We start from the raw sequence: 16,793 nt of genomic DNA, 5'->3' as shown, positions 1-16,793 counted from the left end.
GTCGTGGTCACGCCCGGCTGGAGAAGTGGGACCGAGGACGGCTCAGAATGGATCCCTACACCGCACGCTCGCCCCGTTCCCGGCGCGACCGGATCAGTGTCGCGGCCGCCGTCGCGCTCGGCGCGGGACTGCTTCTCGGAGGCGGCGGCTGGGCGCTCATCGCGAATGGCGATGAATGCGCGCGCGATGAGGCGTCGCTGGTCGTGAAGGCCGATCCGGCGATCGCGCCCGCGGCGTCCGCGCTCGCGGCGCGGGAGGGGTCCGGCCGGTGCGCCGCCGTGAAGGTCACGGCCGAGGCGTCCGCCGACACGGCCGCCGCGATCTCCGCCGGGCGGAACGTCCCCGACGTCTGGATCCCGGACTCGGAGTTATGGCTCGACCTCGCGCGGGGCGGGCCGTCCGGGCGCACCGTCCTCGGGCGGTCGGCGTCCGTGGCCGTCTCGCCGCTGCTGATCGCCTATCCCCCGGACGAGGGCGCGCCGCCCGACCGGACGTGGGCGGGTCTCCTCGCCGCCCAGCCGGACGGGACGGGCGACGACCCGCCCGAGGCGGGGAACGACCTCGTGGTGCGGGTTCCGGATCCGGCGCGGACGGCGGCCGGGATGGCGTCCCTGCTCGCGCTCCAGGACGCCATCGGACCGGGCCAGGGGTTCACCTCGCTCAAGCGGTTCGCGGCGACGCTCCGCACGATCGAGACGCTCGACCCGGGCGAGGACCCGCGCGCCGCGCTGAGCGAACCCGCCGAGGGCTCGTCCGCGCAGGTCGCCGTGGTCTCCGAGCAGCAGGCGACGCGCTGGCCGGCGGGACGGCCCGGCACGGTCTACCCGGCGTCCGGCACGCCCGCGCTGGACTTCCCCTTCACCGTCACCACGGCCGACCTCGCGAAGCAGCACCGCGCGGACGATCTCCTCCGCCGCTTCCAGTCGCCGTCCGGCGTCGCGGAACTGAACCGGCGCGGGCTGCGCGGCGGCGGCGGGGCGAAGGCGGCGGCCGGAGGGGCCCTTTCGACACCGCTGCCGCGGATCCTCCCGCTGGCGAGCCCCGGCGCGGCGTCCCGGATCCAGCAGACGTGGCGGAGCTTCAAGCAGGAGATCAACGTGCTGGCGCTGGTCGACCCGTCCGGGCCCGCCGGGACGGCCATGACCGGCGCGGCCTGGCGCGACGCCATCGGCCCCGGCGGGAACCGGCTGGACGCCATGCTGGTCTCCCTGAACCGGGGCCTGAACCTGGTCGGGGACGACTCGGAGTTCGGCCTGTGGACGACGTCCGGCGCGGCGCGGCGCTCGTACCGGCCGGTCGTCGGGATAGGCGAGCTGGGCGGCCGCACCCGAACGGCCACCACCCACCGGCTCGTCCTGGAGCAGCGGCTCAACGCGATCCGGCCGCGGCGCGGCCGCGACGGCGCCATTTACGAATCGGTCGTCGCCGCCTACCGGGAGATGAAGCGGCGCTATGACGCCGATCAGATCAATGTGGTGCTGGTGCTCACCGCGATGGGCGCGGACGGGCATCCGTCCGCGCAATTCGGAAAGGCGCTCGAACGGTTGCGGCGGGAGGTCGATCCGGCGCGTCCGATCGTCTTCGTGGTCGTGGGGTTCGGCAGCGGGCTCGATCCGGGGCTGAAACAGCTCACCGGGGCGGTGCAGGGGCAGTCGTTCCAGATCAGGAACCCGGAGGGAATCGAGGAACTGTTCCGCAATTCCGACCTGATGCGCGTCTGCAGCCCGCCCCAGTGCTGACCGACGCCGTGCTGACCACCGCCGTGCTGACCACCGCTGGACATCGTTCCGACCGCGAGCGGCTCGGCGTGGCGTTCCGCGTGCTGCTCGTGCTGCGCGGCCTGGTGCTGGCGATGACCGTCCTGCTCGTCCCGGACGGCTGGCGCGACACGTCGCTGACGCTCGCGGTCGCGGCGGTCGGCGCGGGGACGGCCGCCGCCTGCCTGGCCTGGCGCGGCGTCCTGTCCCTGCTGCTGCGGCATCCGGCGCTGTGGTGCCTGGACGCGCTGCTCATGTGCCCGGTGCTGCTCGCGGGCGGGGCGGCCGGGCCCTGTTTCACGGTCACCGTCCTCACGTCCGCGATCGCCGGGGTGCTGTACGAGTGGCGGGCGGTGCTGGTCGTCTGCGCGGCGCAGACGGCGCTGTTCTTCGCCGCCGCCGCTGCCGCGACGGGGCAGGAGGCCATCGCGCCCGTCCTGATCGGATTGCCCGCCTTCTATCCGCTCGCGGCCTGCGCCGGGGTGGCGCTGCGCCGGTTCCTGGACGACTACGCCGTCCTCGAAGAACGGCACCGGGACGCGGCCGCCGCGCTCTCGGCCGCGCGGTCGGCGGAGGAGGAGCGCGCGCGGCTGGCCCGCGAGATGCACGACTCGCTCGCCAAGACGCTGCAGGGGATCAGCATGTCGGCCGAGGCGCTGCCGGTGTGGGTCCGCCGGTCGCCCGAGCGGGCCGAGGCGGACGCCCGCGCCATCGTCGCCGGGCTGCGGGTCGCCGCCCGCCAGGCCCGCGGCCTGCTGGCCGACCTGCGCGACGACCTGTACCGGCGGCCGCTCGACGGCGCGCTCGCCGCCGTCGTCGCGGAGTGGAGCGCGCGGACCGGCATCGCGGCCGTCACCCACCTCCCCCCTGCGCCGGTCGGCGGGCCGGGCGCGGCGGTCCGGTACGAGGTCGTCTCGATCGTCCGGGAGGCGCTCGCCAACGTGGAGCGGCACGCGGACGCGCGGAACGTCACGGTGAGCGGCTCCGCCGACGCGTCGTGCCTGGCCCTGGACGTCCGCGACGACGGCCGCGGCTTCGAGCCGCCCCCCGACGGACGCCTTGACCTGCTCGCCCGCGACGGCCACTACGGCCTGGTCGGCATGCGCGAGCGGGCGCACCGGATCGGCGGGCGGCTCACCGTGGACGGCGCGCCGGGCCTTGGCACGACCGTCCATCTGGTGGTCCCGGTGGGCGACGACGGGCGCGCGCCGTGACCGCCGGGCCGCCGCCGCGGATCCGCGCGCTGGTCGTCGAGGACAACCCGATCGTCCGCAGCGGGCTCGTGACGCTGCTGCGCGCCGCCGACGTCGAGGTGGTCGGCGAGGCCGTGGACGGGCGCCACGCCATCGAGCTGGCCGAGCGGCTCCGTCCGGACATCGTGCTGCTCGACGTCCGCATGCCGGTCCTGGACGGCGTGGCCGCCGCCGGGCCGCTGAGCCGCGTCGCCAAGGTGCTGATGCTGTCCTACGCGACGGACGCCGGGGTGATCGGCGACGCGATCCGCAACGGGGCGTCGGGGTACCTCGTCCACGGCGCGTTCGACATGCCCGAGCTGGTCGCCGCGATCCGGGACACGGTCGGCGGGCAGGCCAGCCCGCTGTCGCCCGAGGCGAGCAAGGCCGTCGTGGAGGCGATCCGCCGAACGCCCCCCGCCGGGGAACCGCCGCCCGGCCGGGACGAGTTCGACCTCACCCCGCGCGAGAGCACCGTCATGGACCTCATCGCCCGGGGCCGCACCAACGCCGAGATCGCCCGCGCGCTCGTCATCTCCGAATTCACGGTGAAGAACCATGTGAACCACATCTTCGCGAAACTCGGGGTCGGCACGCGCGGCGCCGCCATCGCCCGCTGGCTGCGCACGGACGAATCCCCGCCGCCGACAGATCCGTGAAAGAAACGAGAAAGGCTTGCTCGCAACACTTCTCAGGTAGGCAGTTCGGCACCTGAGAAAGGAGCAAGAAATGCAGTCCACGAAACTGGCCCGAACGGTGGGCGTCTCCGCGCTGGCACTGACCGCGCTCGCCACCCCCGCCATGGCCGACACGCCCCCGGCGGCCCCCGCGCCGCACACCGCCACCGTCAAGAAGGCGGGCGCCGAGACCCCGTCCGCGACGACCTTCAGCACCCGGCGGATGAGCAAGCGGTGCACCCGGCCGCGCAACAAGCGGTTCACCGTCTCGTACTCGCCGGGCAGCCAGTCCACGACGTTCTATTTCAACAACCACTGCTCCCACAAGAGCTACATCAAGATCAAGGTCCACGTCCCGGCGACCGGCACCGTGACGAAGTGCATCCGCGTCAACGCCCGGACCCACGGGCGCAAGAAGATCTGGCACCTCGGCGGAAGCGTCGGCCGCGTCCGGCTCGCCCACTGCTGATCCTCCGATTCCGCCGAGCCGGTCGAGGGCCGGCTCGGCGGCATGCCCGGGCCCTTTCACCATTGGCCGGTGCGGGACGCGACGGAGACGAGATCGCCGTGGAGGATTCGCCGGTGAATTTCGCTGATCGAGGCTCCCGGCTCCACGCCGAGCGCTCCGACCAATCGTCTCCGCACCACCGTGTAGCGTTCGAGCGCGTCGCTCTGCCGTCCGCACCGGTAGAGCGCGACCATGAGCAGGCCCGCTATCCGCTCGTCCAGCGGATGTTCGTCGGCGAGCCCTGCCAGGAACGGAACGGTCTCGGCGTGCCGTCCCAGCCGCAGCCTCGCCTCGACGGAGGCGAGCATCGCCGACAGCCTTTCCTGCTCCAGGGTCGTGCGGACCCGTTCGGCCCACGTCCCCGGAACGCCCGCGAGCGGGACGCCCCGCCAAAGCCCGATCGCCTCGTCGAAAAGGCGCGCCGCCATCGCGTCCGCGCCGTGCCGCGCCTTTTCCCGCGCCTGGCCCGCGACGTCCCGGAAGCGCTGAACATCCACGTCACCAGGAATGGTGAGCAGCACATATCCGCCGCACCGGCGGGCCACCCGGTCCCTCCCCTCGATCCCGAACGCCGCCCGTAACCGCGCCGCGATCGTGTAGAGCGCGGCCCGCGGATGGCGGGGAAGGGACTCGTCCCAGATCCGGTCGATGAGCGTCGCGTCGGGAATCACCTGGTTCGGTTCCCAGGCGAGCACCGCGAGCAGCCCTTGCGTCCGCGCGGACCTCAGCGGCGCTTCGCCTTCCCCGAATCGCGCGGTCACCGAACCCAGCAGTCGCACTTCCACGGCCACTCCCCTAGCGTTCCGGCACGGTCACCGTTCACCTTGGAGGCTGCGCCACCGCACGGTGAAGGTGCCGGAGAACCATCTGGCCGCGCCCGAAAACGAGCCGATGGTGCCCTGGCACTACGCCGCCCGGCCCGGATGAAATGCTCACGCGCCCGGCGGACATCTCCCCGTCATCGGTCCCCGGCACCCGGAGGAGATGACTTGGGAAACGAACGATCGGCCCGGTTCGAGGAGCTGTACTCGGCCCACCTCGGACACGTCACCGGCTACGTGCGCAGGCGCACGGACGACCCCGACGACGCCGCGGACGCGATCGCCGAGACCTTCCTGGTCGCCTGGCGCCGTCTCGACGACGTCCCACCGGACGGCGCCGCGCGCTTCTACCTCTACGGGGTCGCGCGGCGGACGCTCGCCAACCAGCGGCGCGGGGAGCGGCGGCGGCGCGCCCTCGCCGTCCGGATCGGCCAGGACCTCGCCGCCGACCTGGCGGCCGAGCCCGTCCCGGCCCCGGAGCGCCCCGAGGTCGCCGCCGCCTTCCGCGCCCTCGCGGACGCCGACCGGGAACTGCTCGGCCTCGCCACCTGGGAGGGACTCGACCCGGGCGAGATCGCCGCCGTGCTCGGCGTGTCCCGCAACGCGGCCCGGATCAGGCTGCACCGGGCCCGCCGCCGCTTCGCCGCCGAACTGGAACGCCGCACCGACCGCCGCGCCGTCCCCGCCGCCGCACGCTCGAAGGGAGAGCCCGCATGAACAACGACCTGGACTCGCTCATCCGCCACGCCGCCCCGCTCAGCGACGACGAGGCCGTCCGGCCCGTGTCCGCCGAGACGCGCCGCGCCCTGCTCGCCCAGATCACCGCCGAGCCGACGGCGGAGCCCCGCCGCGGCCGCCGGTGGAGCCTCGGCCTCCCGCTCGTCGCGGCCGCGGGGGCCTGCGCCGTCGCGGCCGGGGCGCTCGTCCTCGCACCGTGGCAGTCGGAGAAGGACACGCGTGTCGTCCCGTCCCCCGGCCCCGGGACGTTCGCCCCGAGCCCCGTCGCAGCGCTCAGCTTCATCCACCACAAGCGCTACATCGAAGTGAAGATCAAGGACCCGGACGCCGACCCGGAGCGCTACCGGAAGGAATTCGCGGCCCAGGGCATGAGAATCGACCTCACAATGGTCCCGGCGTCCCCGAGCGTGGCCGGTCACGTCGTCATGCAGGGGGGCGACGCGTCCATCAAGCCGATCGTGAGCAAGGGCTGCTATTCCGGGGGCGGCGGCGACACGTGCATCAGCGGCCTGCGCGTCCCGATCGGCTTCAAGGGCGAGGCGGAGTTCGCCATCGGACGCCCCGCACGTCCAGGCGAGAAATACGACTCCACCAACAGCGCATTCACACCGGGCGAGGCCCTCCACTGCGTAGACATCCGCGGCCTGACCGTGGACGCGGCCCTGCCGCGCATCCAGAAACGCCACGTGAAGGCCACGGTCTTCAACTACGACTCCAAAGGCCCGGAGGGCTATGTCAACGTAGGCCGCGACAAAATCCCCGGCAACTGGTACGTCCTAGACGCCGAACCATGGGCCCCCGGCGAAGTCCTCCTATTCGTCCAGGAGACCCGCCCAACCGGCAAGCCCCAAAACAATCTCCTCTTCCAAAACTGCCCCCGTCCCTAACCCCACCGAATCACGGCACGGCCGTGGAGCGCTCGGCCACGGCACGCGGGCGAGACGGCCCGAACGTGCCCGCGGCCCGGGTGCGCGCCAGTTGACCCGGGCCGCGGAACTCTAGGGCCAGACGTTGGACGAAGGGGCGGCGCGGCCGGGACCCGGGGGCGAGGTCGACCGGCGGCGCCGCCCCGGCTCACCGAGTGGGGTGGCGCAGCAGCCAGTTCACCGCCGTGGCAAGGTGCTCCTCGCTCGGCTCCTCAACCAAGTACGGCCCCACGGGCCCGGGGACGATCGCCCACCAGGACCCGGTCACCCGACCATGCCAGTACGTGATCCCCTGAGGCATGCGAACGCTGCCGGGCCGCGCGTCCACGAACGTCCCGTCAACGTTCCGACGCCCGCCGCCCCCGCTCACCGCTCCCCCTCCCGAACGTCTCCCACCCCGGCTTCGGCCTGCGGGAGCCGCAAGAGCAGCAAGGCCAACTCCTTGGGGTCGTTGCCACGCACCTCAGTGACCGAAGCCGCCCGCTCGGCGTAGTCGACGTAGTTGCGCTGCCCGTGCCAGACCGGACGGCTGTCGCACACCTCGAACGCCCACTCGGGGAACCACTTGCGCAGGGCGGTCAGGTGCCCCATCCGCTCGCCGTACGACAGCGCGTCCTTGCCGGACGCCAGCGCCGCCAGATCGACGGCCTGGGCCATCAGCCGCCCCAGGTACCCGGGCAACTGGGCCTCCACCGCCGAGTGCCCACCGACCCACCCCTGACGCGACTCACGCACGGCCAGCCACGGAACGGCCCTGCCCTCGACGTGGTCGATCGTCCAGCCCGGATTCTCACGGCGGAGCCGGGCCATGGTCTCGGATATGGTCATCGTCAGCCGGACCTCGTTTCCGGTCAGGCCCCGGAACCCCTGGCGTTAGCCCGCCAGCCGGGGCCGTCCTCACGTCTAGTGACGCCTTCCGCACACAACGAGACCGCTTCCGGGGTTAGCGTGTGAAGAGTTGTCCGTTGACCGCCCGGCGCGGACAACGGCCAACATGGATCCACACCGGGGCGAAACGGTGGGAAGCGAATGAGCGGCGAGTCATTCGGCGAGGCCCTTCGCGAACTCATGGCCGAGCGCGGCATCGGCGTCCGTGCGCTGGCCAGGCAGGTGCCCTGCGACCCCGGCCACATCTCCAGGCTCTGCCAGGGCCACAAGGGCGCCTCCGAGGGAACCGCCAAGCGACTCGACGAGATCTTCGGCAGCGACGACCGCTTCCTTGCCCTCTTCAAGGCGACGACAGGCGTCGTGAACACCAGAGTCGTTGACGGCCGCGACACTGAGGACGTGGAACGTCGAACCCTGCTCAGTCTTATGGCGACTGCCGCCACCGCCAGCTCGCTAAGCCGTGATGCAGAACTGCTGCGCGCCGCGTTCGAGACCGCGGTCGCCGCAGACGTCGGTGACCGTGACGCCGACACATGGGAGCGGGTCGCCTACGACTACGCGGGCGAAGTCGGATGGGCTCCCGCCGCCGAGCTTCAGCCGGAACTGGCAGCGGACTTCGCGGAGCTGACCGCTCTGTTGCCGACCGCGCCGGGAACCGTCCGGACCCGGCTGGTCTATGTGGCAGCCCAGATCGCGGCGCTCATGGCCATCAACCTGACCAATTTGGGAGCTGGAAGGTCCGCGCGACGCTGGTGGCGCACCGCCGCCCGCGCCGCCGACCAGACCGGCGACCACGCCGCAGCGGCTCTCGTCCGTGGACGCGCCGCTGTCTTCTCCCTCTACGCCCAGACACCGCGTCTGTCGGTCGTGAAGGCCGCCGAGGAGACAATCGGCGTCGGGCAGGGCGCTCCCTGCGTCGGCGTCGTCTCCGGGTACGCCGCCAAGGCTCAGGCCCTCGCCGAACTAGGCCAACACGACAAGGCGTCGGACGCCCTCGACGATCTGCGTCGGATCTTCGAGAAGCTGCCCGACACCGTACGAAACCAGCGCGGCAGCCAGTGGGGCTGGCCCTACGGCCGTTTGCTCTACGTCACCAGCCTCGTCCACACCTGCGCCGGGAACATCGAACCGGCCATGGCTGTCCAGGACGAGGCACTCGCCCTCTACCCAACGCGCAACTGGCAGGGCCGGGGACAGATCGAGATGCACCGCGCCGGGGTGTTGATCCGGGCGGGCGACACCGACGAAGGCGCCCGGCACGTGACGCGGTTCCTGGAGAGTCTGCCCGCGGAGCGGCGCAGCGACGGGCTCCTTCAGGGCAGCGCGCTCACCGCGTTGAAGCTCGCGACGCCCGCCCAGGCCACGCAACCGTCGATCAAGCAAGCACTCGAACTACTCGCAGCAGGAGACCGATGACCTTGGACCTCACGTTCACCCGCCACGACCCCGCCGACGCGGAGAAGATCCTCGACACCGTGATCGTGCCGGTTTACGTCGCGTCCCATCGAGACGTGATCGACCAGGAGTTCTACTCCGCGGAGCGGTTCGCCGAGCGCTTTCCCGGCTACTCCAAGGCGCCCGGGTTCGAGATCGTCATCGCGTATAAGGACGGTGAACCTGTGGGGCAGGCGTTCGGGTACGCGCTACCGGTGAAGGCCCGCTGGTGGAACGGGTTGACCACGCCCGTGCCGGACGGGTTCACCACTGAGACCGGGGCGCGGACGTTCGCGTTCAACGAGCTGATGGTCGTCCCCGAATGGCAGGGCAAAGGGGTCGCGCACGCCCTGCATGACGCGCTGCTCGGCGGCCGGGGCGAGGAGCGGGCGACACTGCTGGTCCGAGAGGACAACGAGTCGGCGCAGCGCGCCTATCTGCGGTGGGGGTGGCGCAAGGTCGGGAAGGCCCAGCCGTTCCCCGACTCTCCGCATTTCGACGTGATGATCGTCGACCTGCCCCTCGGGGCGTGAGTGCGAGCAGGCCATTACTGAGCGTGGACGTCGTTACGCTCTGCCACCATTAGTTCTCATTTTTCACACTTATGCACTAGGGTCCCATGATCAGGCGGGCCGTGGACGGTCCGTCGTCTTGCCCGGTCTCGGAACGGCAGCTCCCAACGACCACCCCAGGGAGGTCACATGCACGGGGACCTGGAAGCCCTCTACGACGCCCACGCCCACCGCCTGTACGCGCACTGCTGGTCGCTGGTCGGCGACCGCGGCGCGGCGGACGCGCTCCGCGACACGCTCACCGAGGCGGTGCGGCAGACCCCGCAGGGCGAGCTGGTCCTGTTCCTGCACCACCTGGCCCGGACGGTCTGCTCCGAGCGGGGCGCGTTCAGCCGCCATGGACACGCCCTCTTCGCCCCGGCCGACACCGACCCGCTGCTCAACGCCGCCGGACGCATGCCCGCCCAGCAGCGGGAGGCGCTGCTCCTCGCGGCGGGCGAGTGGCTGGACGTCCGCGACATCGCCCGCGTCGTCGGCATCGCGCCCGGCGCGGTGCGCGAGCGGCTGCACGAGGCGCGCACCGGACTGGAACGCCTCGTCCTGGACGCGCTCATGCGCGGCGCCGCCGACCCCGCCGAGCACATGGACGTCATCGCCGCGTTCGAGCAGGGACGCCTCCCCCACCTGCTGGCCCGCCGCGCGCCCGGCCTGGCGCCCGCCCCGCTCCGCGACCACGTCCTCGGCGCGGACGACGAGTACGACGTGATCGGCGACGAGCCCGTGACGCCGGGCCGTCCGCTCGTGGTGATCGGCGCCGACGGCGCCGACCGGGGGCGCAGCCGCCGCCGCAAGGCGCTCAAGGGCGTCGGCGGCGTGGCCGGGGTCGCCGCGACCGTCGCGGTCGGCCTGCTGATGACGTGGCCGTCCGCCGACGAGGGCACGGTGAACGCGCTCGGCCCGCCCGACGGCGGCACCCGTCCCGGGACGACGGGCGGCGTCGACGGCGGGACGGAGCGTCCCGGCGCCGCGCCGACGACCGCCGCGCCCGACCCGAGGCCGACGACCGAGAAGCAGAAGCTCGCCGCCGCCGAGCCGCCGCGCACGGACGGCGGGAACGCGACAGGGCTGCAGAAGTCCCCGGAGCGCGAGACGCCGTCCGCGCCGTCCACTCCCCCGCCGGACTCGCGGCAGCAGCCGCCTCCGCCCGCCTCGGCTCCGCCCAAGCAGCAGCAACCGCCGCCGCCGGACGACGGCGCCCACCGCGACAACCCACTCAAACCGGTCACCGACATCGTCGACCACCTCGCGACCCCGATCCTGAGCGGCCTCGCGGGGCAGTAGCGGGTCAGGGGCCGGAGAAGACGCTCGCGGCGGCCAGCACGTCGCGGGCGACGGCCGGGTCGCCGCTCGTCTCGGCGCGGACGTCGGCCGGGGTGCGGCGCCCTCCGGCCAGGAAGCAGAACTCGACGACGTCCATCCTGACCTGGGCGGACGGCGCGTCGTGCGCGGTGTCGCGGCTCAGCGGGAGCGTCCAGCGGCCGCCGCCCGGGCCGTCCAGGACGAGGTGCAGCAGGCGGTCGGGGTGGGCGCGGCCCGTCACCGCGAGCGCCCTCGGCAGGCTCCGCGCGCTGAGGTCGGCGATCGGGTGCAGGTGCTCGGCGGGCGGCGGCGGCAGGTCCCGGCCCGTCGCGCGGGCGATGTCGTCGGCGTGGATCCACGTCTCGGCGGCGCGGGCCGTCAGGTGGTGCCTGAGGCGCATCGGGAAGCCGCCCACCTCGACGCGGCGGTCGGCGTCGGCCTTGGCGAGGCGGTCGCAGAGGGCGTCGGCCTGCCGCCGCCACGTCCGGCGCGCGGCGGCGGGCGCGGGACGGCGGCCGATCGCGTCCTCGGTGCGGGCGAGCACGTCCGCCAGCGACGACCCGCCGCCCGCGATCGCCTCCCCGAGCAGCCCGTCGGTGGCGGCGAGGTGGACGACCAGGTCGCGCGCGTCCCAGTCGCCGGCGGCGCGGGCCTCCCACTCGGCGTCGTCGAGCCCGCCGAGCAGCGCGTCGAGCATCGCGACGAGCGCGGCGTAGGGGCGGGCGAAACCGGGCGCCGGACGCGCCGGAGGGCGGCGGGAGAGCGCGGCGCGGAGGGTGCGCGCCCGCAGGTCCGGCGGCGGCTCGGTCGTCATGGGGCGCCCTCCTCCTCGGCCAGGGTGTCGGCGATGCTGCGCAGCCCGGAGCGGATCCGCGACTTGACCGTACCCTCCGGTAAGCCCAGCTCGATCGCCGCCTGCCGGTACGTCCGCCCCCGGTAGTAGGCGAGCTCGACCGCCTCCCGCAGGCGCTGCGGCAGGGCCGCCACCGCGTGCCGCACCCGGACGCCCGTCTCGTCCGCGATGATCACGTCCAGGATGGGGGCGGCGGGCTCGGTGCGCGGCGCGGCGTCCAGCAGGCGGCGCTGCCGCTCCTCCCGCCGGACCCAGTCGACGGCGCGCCGGTGGGCGAGCATCGCCAGCCAGGTGCGCAGCGTCCCGCGGCCCGGGTCGAAGGCGTAAGGGTTCTCCCACAGGTGGACGAACACGTCCTGCGTGATCTCCTCGGCCGCCTCGCGGGACCGCGTCACCCGCAGCGCGAGCCCGTGCACCAGGGACGAGAAGTGGTCGTAGGCGTGCTGGAGCGCGCCGTCGTCGCCCGCCGCCAGGCGCTGCCTGAGCCGGATGTCCCCGTCCATCGAACCCCTCTTCCCCGTGGGTCGAACGACACAGTCGTCGTCATCGAAGGTTCGCCCGACGACGCGGACGGGATGGAGCGTGGCCGACTCCGGCCGCGCCCCCGGAGACGCCTCGCCCGCCTTCAGATCGTCCACCACGGGCGCCGCGCCGTACAGCCCGCGGCCGTCCCCGGCCACCCGGATAATCGCGCGCGGTTTCGGCGGCACGGGCTCATTGGTAGAACCAAGGCGTCGGCCTTGCTTTGATCAGCGGGGAGAGAAATGGACGGGACGGGCGGTATGCCTCCCGACCGGGCGCTGACCCTCGAATTGAAACGACTCAAAAGGGAATCGGGACTGAGTTTCGGAAGGCTCGCCGCCCGGACGAACTACAGCGCGTCGGCCCTGGAGCGTTATGTGAACGGCAAGGCGCTGCCGCCGCGCGGGGCCGTCGAGGCGCTCGCCGAGGCGTGCGGGGCCGCCGCCGGCGATCTACTCGAACTGCTGGACGCGGCGCGGCACGCGAACGATCAAAAGGCGGAATCCCAACCGGAACCCGCGAAACACCCCCTCCCTTCTTCGGAACTCCGCCGTGAATGCGAACGGCTGGCGCGGGCCGTGATCGAGCGGGAGAGCCGGGTCCGGCACGATCTGCTGCGCGGGTTCACCGCCCCCTCGGTCGCCTTCGAGGCGGCCGGGGTGTGGCGCGGCGGCGGGCCCGGGACTGCCGGTCCCGCCGCCGGGACCGGCGGCGACCTGCGCTCGATCGGGGCGTTCTTCGCCGCGCTGCCGTCCGGCAGGCTGGTCATCGTCGGCGAGCCCGACTCGGGGAAGACGCTGCTCGCCGTCGAGCTGGTGCTCGGGGCGGCCGCGCCGCTGGCCGACCCGGCGGCGGAGTCCCCGGCGTTCCCGGTGGTCGCGCTGCGGCTGCGGGCGGGCGACCGGCGTCCGGGGCGGGGCCTCGGCGCGTGGCTGGCGGGCCACCTGGCCGCCGAGCTGAACACCGACCCGGACGTCGCCGCCGAGCTGGTCGCCGCCCGGCACGTCCTCCCGGTGGTGGACGGCCTCGACCGGCTCGACCCCGCGCCGGCCGCGGCGCTGCTCGCCGAGCTCGACCGGTGGGCCGACGTCACCGGCACCCGCGCGGGCGCGGTGGTCGTGACCTGCGCGGACGACCTCGCCGCCCGGCTGGAGGAAGAGGGCGTGCCGCTGGAGGGGGCGGTCAAGATCCGCGTCCGGCCGCTGCGGACGACGCGGATCCGCACGTTCCTGCGCCGCCGGATACCGGACGGCCATCCGGCGGCGGGCCCGCGGGACGCGCTGCTCGCGATGGTCCGGGCCGCGCCGGGGAAGGCGGCGGGCCTGCGGCGGCCGTGGCGGCTGGCGCTGGTCGCCGCCGCCCTCTCCGCCGGGGCGGCGGACGCGCCGCGCACCGAGCACGACCTGCTGCGCGTGCAGATCGACCTCGCGACCCGCGCGGCGGGACGTCCCGGCTACGACCCCGAACGGGTGCTGGCCTGGCTGGTGGCGATCGCGGCGCGGCTCGGCCGCGACGGCGCGGACACGATCGTCCCGTCCCGGCTGTGGCGGACGGCCGGGCCGTGGCGGTTCGGCCTCACCGTCCTCGCGGTCGCGCTCCCCGCCGCCGCGCCGGCGGGGGCGATCTCCGGGAGCTGGACGGCAAGCGCGGCGGCGGCCGCCGCCGTCGCGGTCGGGACGCTCGCCGTGCCGCCCGTCCGGCGCCGCACCGGCCTGCTCGCGGCGGCCTGGAGCGGGCTGCTCCCCTGGCGGCTCACGCGCTTCCTCCGCTGGTGCCGCGACGCGGGGCTGCTGAACGCCAAGGGGAAGGCCTTCCAATTCCGCCACCGGGAATTGCTCGACCACCCTCAAGACCGACCATAGGACGCCATGGAACCGCCACCGGGAGTGGACCCGCCCCGCCCTTCGGACCCGGACGCCGTCGGCCCTTACGACGTGCTCGGCGTCATCGGCGAAGGCGGAATGGGAATCGTCTACCTCGCCCGTTCCAGGAATACCCCGGACGCGCCGCTGGTGGCGCTGAAACTCGTCCGGTCCCGGCATGCGGACGACGCCGAATTCCGCCGCCGTTTCCGCGACGAGGTCGCCAACGCCCGCCGCGTCGCGCCGTTCTGCACCGCGCGGGTGCTCGACCAAGGCCAGTACGGAACGCGCCCTTACATGGTCACCGAATTCATCGCGGGCGTCTCCCTGGAAAGGCGGCTGGCCGAGAACGGGCCGCTGCCGCCCGCCGAACTCCAGGGCGTGGCGGCCGGGACCGCCGCCGCGCTGAGCGCGATCCACGCGGCGGGACTGGTGCACCGCGACCTCAAGCCCGCGAACGTGCTGCTGTACCTCGCGGGCCCGCGCGTCATCGACTTCGGCATCTCCCGCGCGCTGGACGCCGGGCCCGGCCACACCGGCACCGGACGGCTCGTCGGCACCCCCGGCTGGATCGCGCCGGAGCGGCTGAGCGGCGAGTCGGGCCCGCCCGGCGACGTCTGGGCGTGGGGCTGCCTGGTCGCCTACGCCGCCACCGGACGCCACCCGTTCGGCGACGGCGAGGACGGCGGGGCCCTCGACCGCACGCTCACCCCGTCGCTCGGGGCGCTGCCGCCGCCGCTGGACGAACTCGTCCCCGCCGCGCTCGCCGCCGACCCGCGCCGCCGCCCGCGGGCGCGTGAGCTGGTGCGGCGGCTCCAGTCCCCGGCCGGGGGACCGTCCGGCGGGAAGCCCCCGCCCCGCGGACCCCGCCGGACCAGGGCGCTGCCGCTCACGCTCGCCGCCGCCGGGACCGCCGCCGCGATCACGGCGGTGACGCTCGCCGTACTCCGCGCCGCGGGCCCACCGGACGACGTCGGCGTCGGGTTCCTCGGCTCGCTCAGCGGCGAGTACTCGACCCTGGTCGCGAACGCGCGGGACGGGGCCGTCCTCGCGATCGAGGAGCACGACCGCGCCGGACGGCATCCGAAGATCGTCCTGCGGGACTACGACACGGGCGCGGGCGCCGAACGCGTCCCGAGGGCGGTGGACCTCGCCGAAAAGGCCGACGTGGACGGAATGGCCGCCGTCATCGGCCCGGCCTATTCCGACGAGGCGCTGCGCGCGGGCGAGGTCCTGGACGCCGCCGGAATCCCGACCGTCTCGCCGTCCGCCACCAATCCGGACCTGACCGCCAAGAACTGGGAGCACTGGCACCGCACGATCGCGCCGAGCACCGTCCAGGCCACCGGAATAGCGGACGTCGTAGGCCGGGCACTCCCGCCGAACGGCGTCGCGTTCGTCGTCTACGAGGACAACGGCGTCTATCGGCCGCCCGCCGAGGACGCCCGGATGGCGCTCCAGCGGCACGGCCTCTCCGTCCAGACCGTCGCTTTCGGGACGGCCGACTCCACCGCCCAGCGCATCGCGAAGGGAAAAGCCGACGCCGTCCTCTATTTCGGGACGGCGAACACCGGGCAAAGCCTGCTCACCTCGATGCGCCGCCGCCACCTGGCGCCCCTGTTCGCGGGCGACGACGAATCGCTCGGCCTGCGCGGGCAGGGCATCACCGGACCGGACGCCGAGGGAATGGTCCAAGGCTGCTCCTGCCTCCTCCCCTACACGGGGCCGGGCGTCACCCCGGCCGACGCGGCGTTCGCGCGGCGCTATTCCGCCCGTTTCCACGCCGCCCCCGGGTTCTATTCGGCGGAGGGATACCTCGCCGCCCGCTCGATCGTCGCGGCGATCGAGGCGGGCCGGACCGGGCGCGAGCAGATCAACGCGTTCCTCCGCACGGCCACGATCTCCGCGCTCGGACGCCGTTTCGCCTTCGACCGGCAGGGCGACCCGGCCGACGCCCCCGTCTACGTCTACCGGCGCGCGTCCAACGCCGCCGAACTGCTGGGCGAGGCGCGGTCGGTCCCGCCGTCCGCGCTCCGCGTCCGCCCCTGACACGCGTCCCGGCGTCCACGCAACCTCGGGAAGCCCGGACCACACCCGCCCAGACGGCGCACGCCCGGCCGGAACCTCGTCCGGCCGGGCGTGCGCTCACCCGAACAGCCTCAGTAGCTGATCCAGATGTGGGCGAAGCGCAGCGCGTCCCACCCGCGGAACCGCGGGGTGAAGGCGTGGTTGCCGATCGGGACCTGGCAGACCCCGCCGCCCGAGCCGCACTTCACCCAGTACGCCTGCCCGCGCGTGTTGTACGTCATGATCTGGAGGGCGGCGTAGCCGTCGGTCGCCGTCCAGCGGAAGCCGTGCCAGGCGCCCGGCCTGCCGAGCAGGGCGCACGAGCCCTTCCCGTACGACCAGCGCACCGGGTTGGCGGGCACGTTGCCGCCGCACTTCCCCCGCACGGCGGACGCGGCCGGGGCGTCCGCCGAGGCCGGAGCGGCGCCGGCCGGGGCCAGCGCCCCGGCCGACGCGAGCGCCAGCGCGGAGCCGAGCAGGGCGGTCTTCCTCGTCAAGGTCGATGGCATCGCATCCCCCTTCAAGCGGGCCCCGCCGTGGGACGGGGCCTCGTCGTTGACCGGACGCCCTCACCTTGACCCGCCCGACCAGGGGATGTGCAGCCCTCCCGCGTCCCATGGGATCCCATGGGACGCGG

The 16,793-nt window shown here is 73.8% G+C and carries 16 protein-coding genes; 11 read left to right on the top strand and 5 right to left on the bottom strand.

The features are described from left to right. Positions 1-47: 47 nt before the first annotated feature. The 4 genes from ACH01S_RS16425 (at position 48) to ACH01S_RS16410 (ending at position 4,135) form a co-directional block, all read left to right on the top strand. Positions 48-1,739, top strand: coding sequence for a substrate-binding domain-containing protein (locus tag ACH01S_RS16425; protein ID WP_067892041.1), 1,692 nt, complete (start codon positions 48-50; stop codon positions 1,737-1,739). Then, complete coding sequence (locus tag ACH01S_RS16420) at positions 1,733-2,971, top strand: sensor histidine kinase (RefSeq protein WP_083980759.1); 1,239 nt, start codon at positions 1,733-1,735, stop codon at positions 2,969-2,971. The genes ACH01S_RS16425 and ACH01S_RS16420 overlap by 7 nt, the downstream gene beginning before the upstream one ends. After that, positions 2,968-3,648: a response regulator gene (locus tag ACH01S_RS16415; RefSeq protein WP_067892039.1), complete on the top strand. Its 681-nt coding sequence runs from the start codon at positions 2,968-2,970 to the stop codon at positions 3,646-3,648. Before ACH01S_RS16420 ends, ACH01S_RS16415 begins: the two co-directional genes overlap by 4 nt. 70 nt (positions 3,649-3,718) lie before the next feature. Next, on the top strand, positions 3,719-4,135 hold the full coding sequence (locus ACH01S_RS16410) for a hypothetical protein (protein WP_067892037.1): 417 nt from the start codon (positions 3,719-3,721) through the stop codon (positions 4,133-4,135). Positions 4,136-4,191: 56 nt separating this feature from the next. Here the strand turns inward: ACH01S_RS16410 and ACH01S_RS16405 are convergent, their stop codons facing one another. Beyond that, on the bottom strand, positions 4,192-4,959 hold the full coding sequence (locus ACH01S_RS16405) for an AfsR/SARP family transcriptional regulator (RefSeq protein ID WP_067892311.1): 768 nt from the start codon (positions 4,957-4,959) through the stop codon (positions 4,192-4,194). A gap of 204 nt (positions 4,960-5,163) precedes the next feature. Here ACH01S_RS16405 and ACH01S_RS16400 point away from each other — a divergent pair, with 204 nt between their 5' ends. Together ACH01S_RS16400 and ACH01S_RS16395 are read left to right on the top strand one after the other, a co-directional pair. Continuing rightward, entirely contained in the window at positions 5,164-5,712 is a 549-nt protein-coding gene (locus tag ACH01S_RS16400) for an RNA polymerase sigma factor (RefSeq protein ID WP_067892035.1), read from the top strand. After that, the gene (locus ACH01S_RS16395; protein WP_067892033.1) at positions 5,709-6,620 is read left to right on the top strand and encodes a hypothetical protein; all 912 of its coding nucleotides are present in this window, start codon (positions 5,709-5,711) and stop codon (positions 6,618-6,620) included. Before ACH01S_RS16400 ends, ACH01S_RS16395 begins: the two co-directional genes overlap by 4 nt. A 405-nt stretch (positions 6,621-7,025) precedes the next feature. On the opposite strand, the gene ACH01S_RS16385 is transcribed toward ACH01S_RS16395, so the two are convergent. After that, positions 7,026-7,487, bottom strand: coding sequence for a hypothetical protein (locus ACH01S_RS16385; protein ID WP_067892029.1), 462 nt, complete (start codon positions 7,485-7,487; stop codon positions 7,026-7,028). Positions 7,488-7,688: 201 nt separating this feature from the next. Between ACH01S_RS16385 and ACH01S_RS16380 the strand changes: the two genes are divergently transcribed. From ACH01S_RS16380 to ACH01S_RS16370, 3 genes are all read left to right on the top strand, one after another. Continuing rightward, on the top strand, positions 7,689-8,963 hold the full coding sequence (locus ACH01S_RS16380; RefSeq protein WP_067892027.1) for a helix-turn-helix transcriptional regulator: 1,275 nt from the start codon (positions 7,689-7,691) through the stop codon (positions 8,961-8,963). After that, positions 8,960-9,514, top strand: a complete 555-nt coding sequence (locus ACH01S_RS16375) for a GNAT family N-acetyltransferase (protein ID WP_067892024.1) — start codon at positions 8,960-8,962, stop codon at positions 9,512-9,514. Before ACH01S_RS16380 ends, ACH01S_RS16375 begins: the two co-directional genes overlap by 4 nt. Before the next feature lie 168 nt (positions 9,515-9,682). Beyond that, positions 9,683-10,834 (top strand): RNA polymerase sigma factor, encoded by a 1,152-nt coding sequence (locus tag ACH01S_RS16370; RefSeq protein WP_067892022.1) that lies wholly within the window; start codon positions 9,683-9,685, stop codon positions 10,832-10,834. 4 nt (positions 10,835-10,838) lie between these two features. On the opposite strand, the gene ACH01S_RS16365 is transcribed toward ACH01S_RS16370, so the two are convergent. After that, positions 10,839-11,666, bottom strand: coding sequence for a maleylpyruvate isomerase family mycothiol-dependent enzyme (locus ACH01S_RS16365; protein ID WP_067892020.1), 828 nt, complete (start codon positions 11,664-11,666; stop codon positions 10,839-10,841). Further along, a complete protein-coding gene (locus tag ACH01S_RS16360; protein ID WP_067892309.1) occupies positions 11,663-12,208 on the bottom strand; it encodes a sigma-70 family RNA polymerase sigma factor in 546 nt (181 codons plus the stop codon). Before ACH01S_RS16360 ends, ACH01S_RS16365 begins: the two co-directional genes overlap by 4 nt. Positions 12,209-12,487: 279 nt before the next feature. Here ACH01S_RS16360 and ACH01S_RS16355 point away from each other — a divergent pair, with 279 nt between their 5' ends. Beyond that, a complete protein-coding gene (locus ACH01S_RS16355; RefSeq protein WP_169809279.1) occupies positions 12,488-14,089 on the top strand; it encodes a helix-turn-helix domain-containing protein in 1,602 nt (533 codons plus the stop codon). Between the two features lie 6 nt (positions 14,090-14,095). Further along, positions 14,096-16,138 (top strand): bifunctional serine/threonine-protein kinase/ABC transporter substrate-binding protein, encoded by a 2,043-nt coding sequence (locus tag ACH01S_RS16350; protein WP_083980755.1) that lies wholly within the window; start codon positions 14,096-14,098, stop codon positions 16,136-16,138. A 110-nt stretch (positions 16,139-16,248) separates the two neighbouring features. Here the strand turns inward: ACH01S_RS16350 and ACH01S_RS16345 are convergent, their stop codons facing one another. After that, positions 16,249-16,665, bottom strand: a complete 417-nt coding sequence (locus ACH01S_RS16345; protein WP_148344294.1) for a hypothetical protein — start codon at positions 16,663-16,665, stop codon at positions 16,249-16,251. Between the last annotated feature and the right edge of the window lie 128 nt (positions 16,666-16,793).

The organism is Actinomadura chibensis NBRC 106107 (assembly GCF_001552135.1).
Classification (GTDB): Bacteria; Actinomycetota; Actinomycetes; order Streptosporangiales; family Streptosporangiaceae; genus Spirillospora; species Spirillospora chibensis.
The sequence above is the reverse complement of the archived record's forward strand: the minus strand, read 5'-3'. Positions and strand labels throughout refer to the sequence as shown.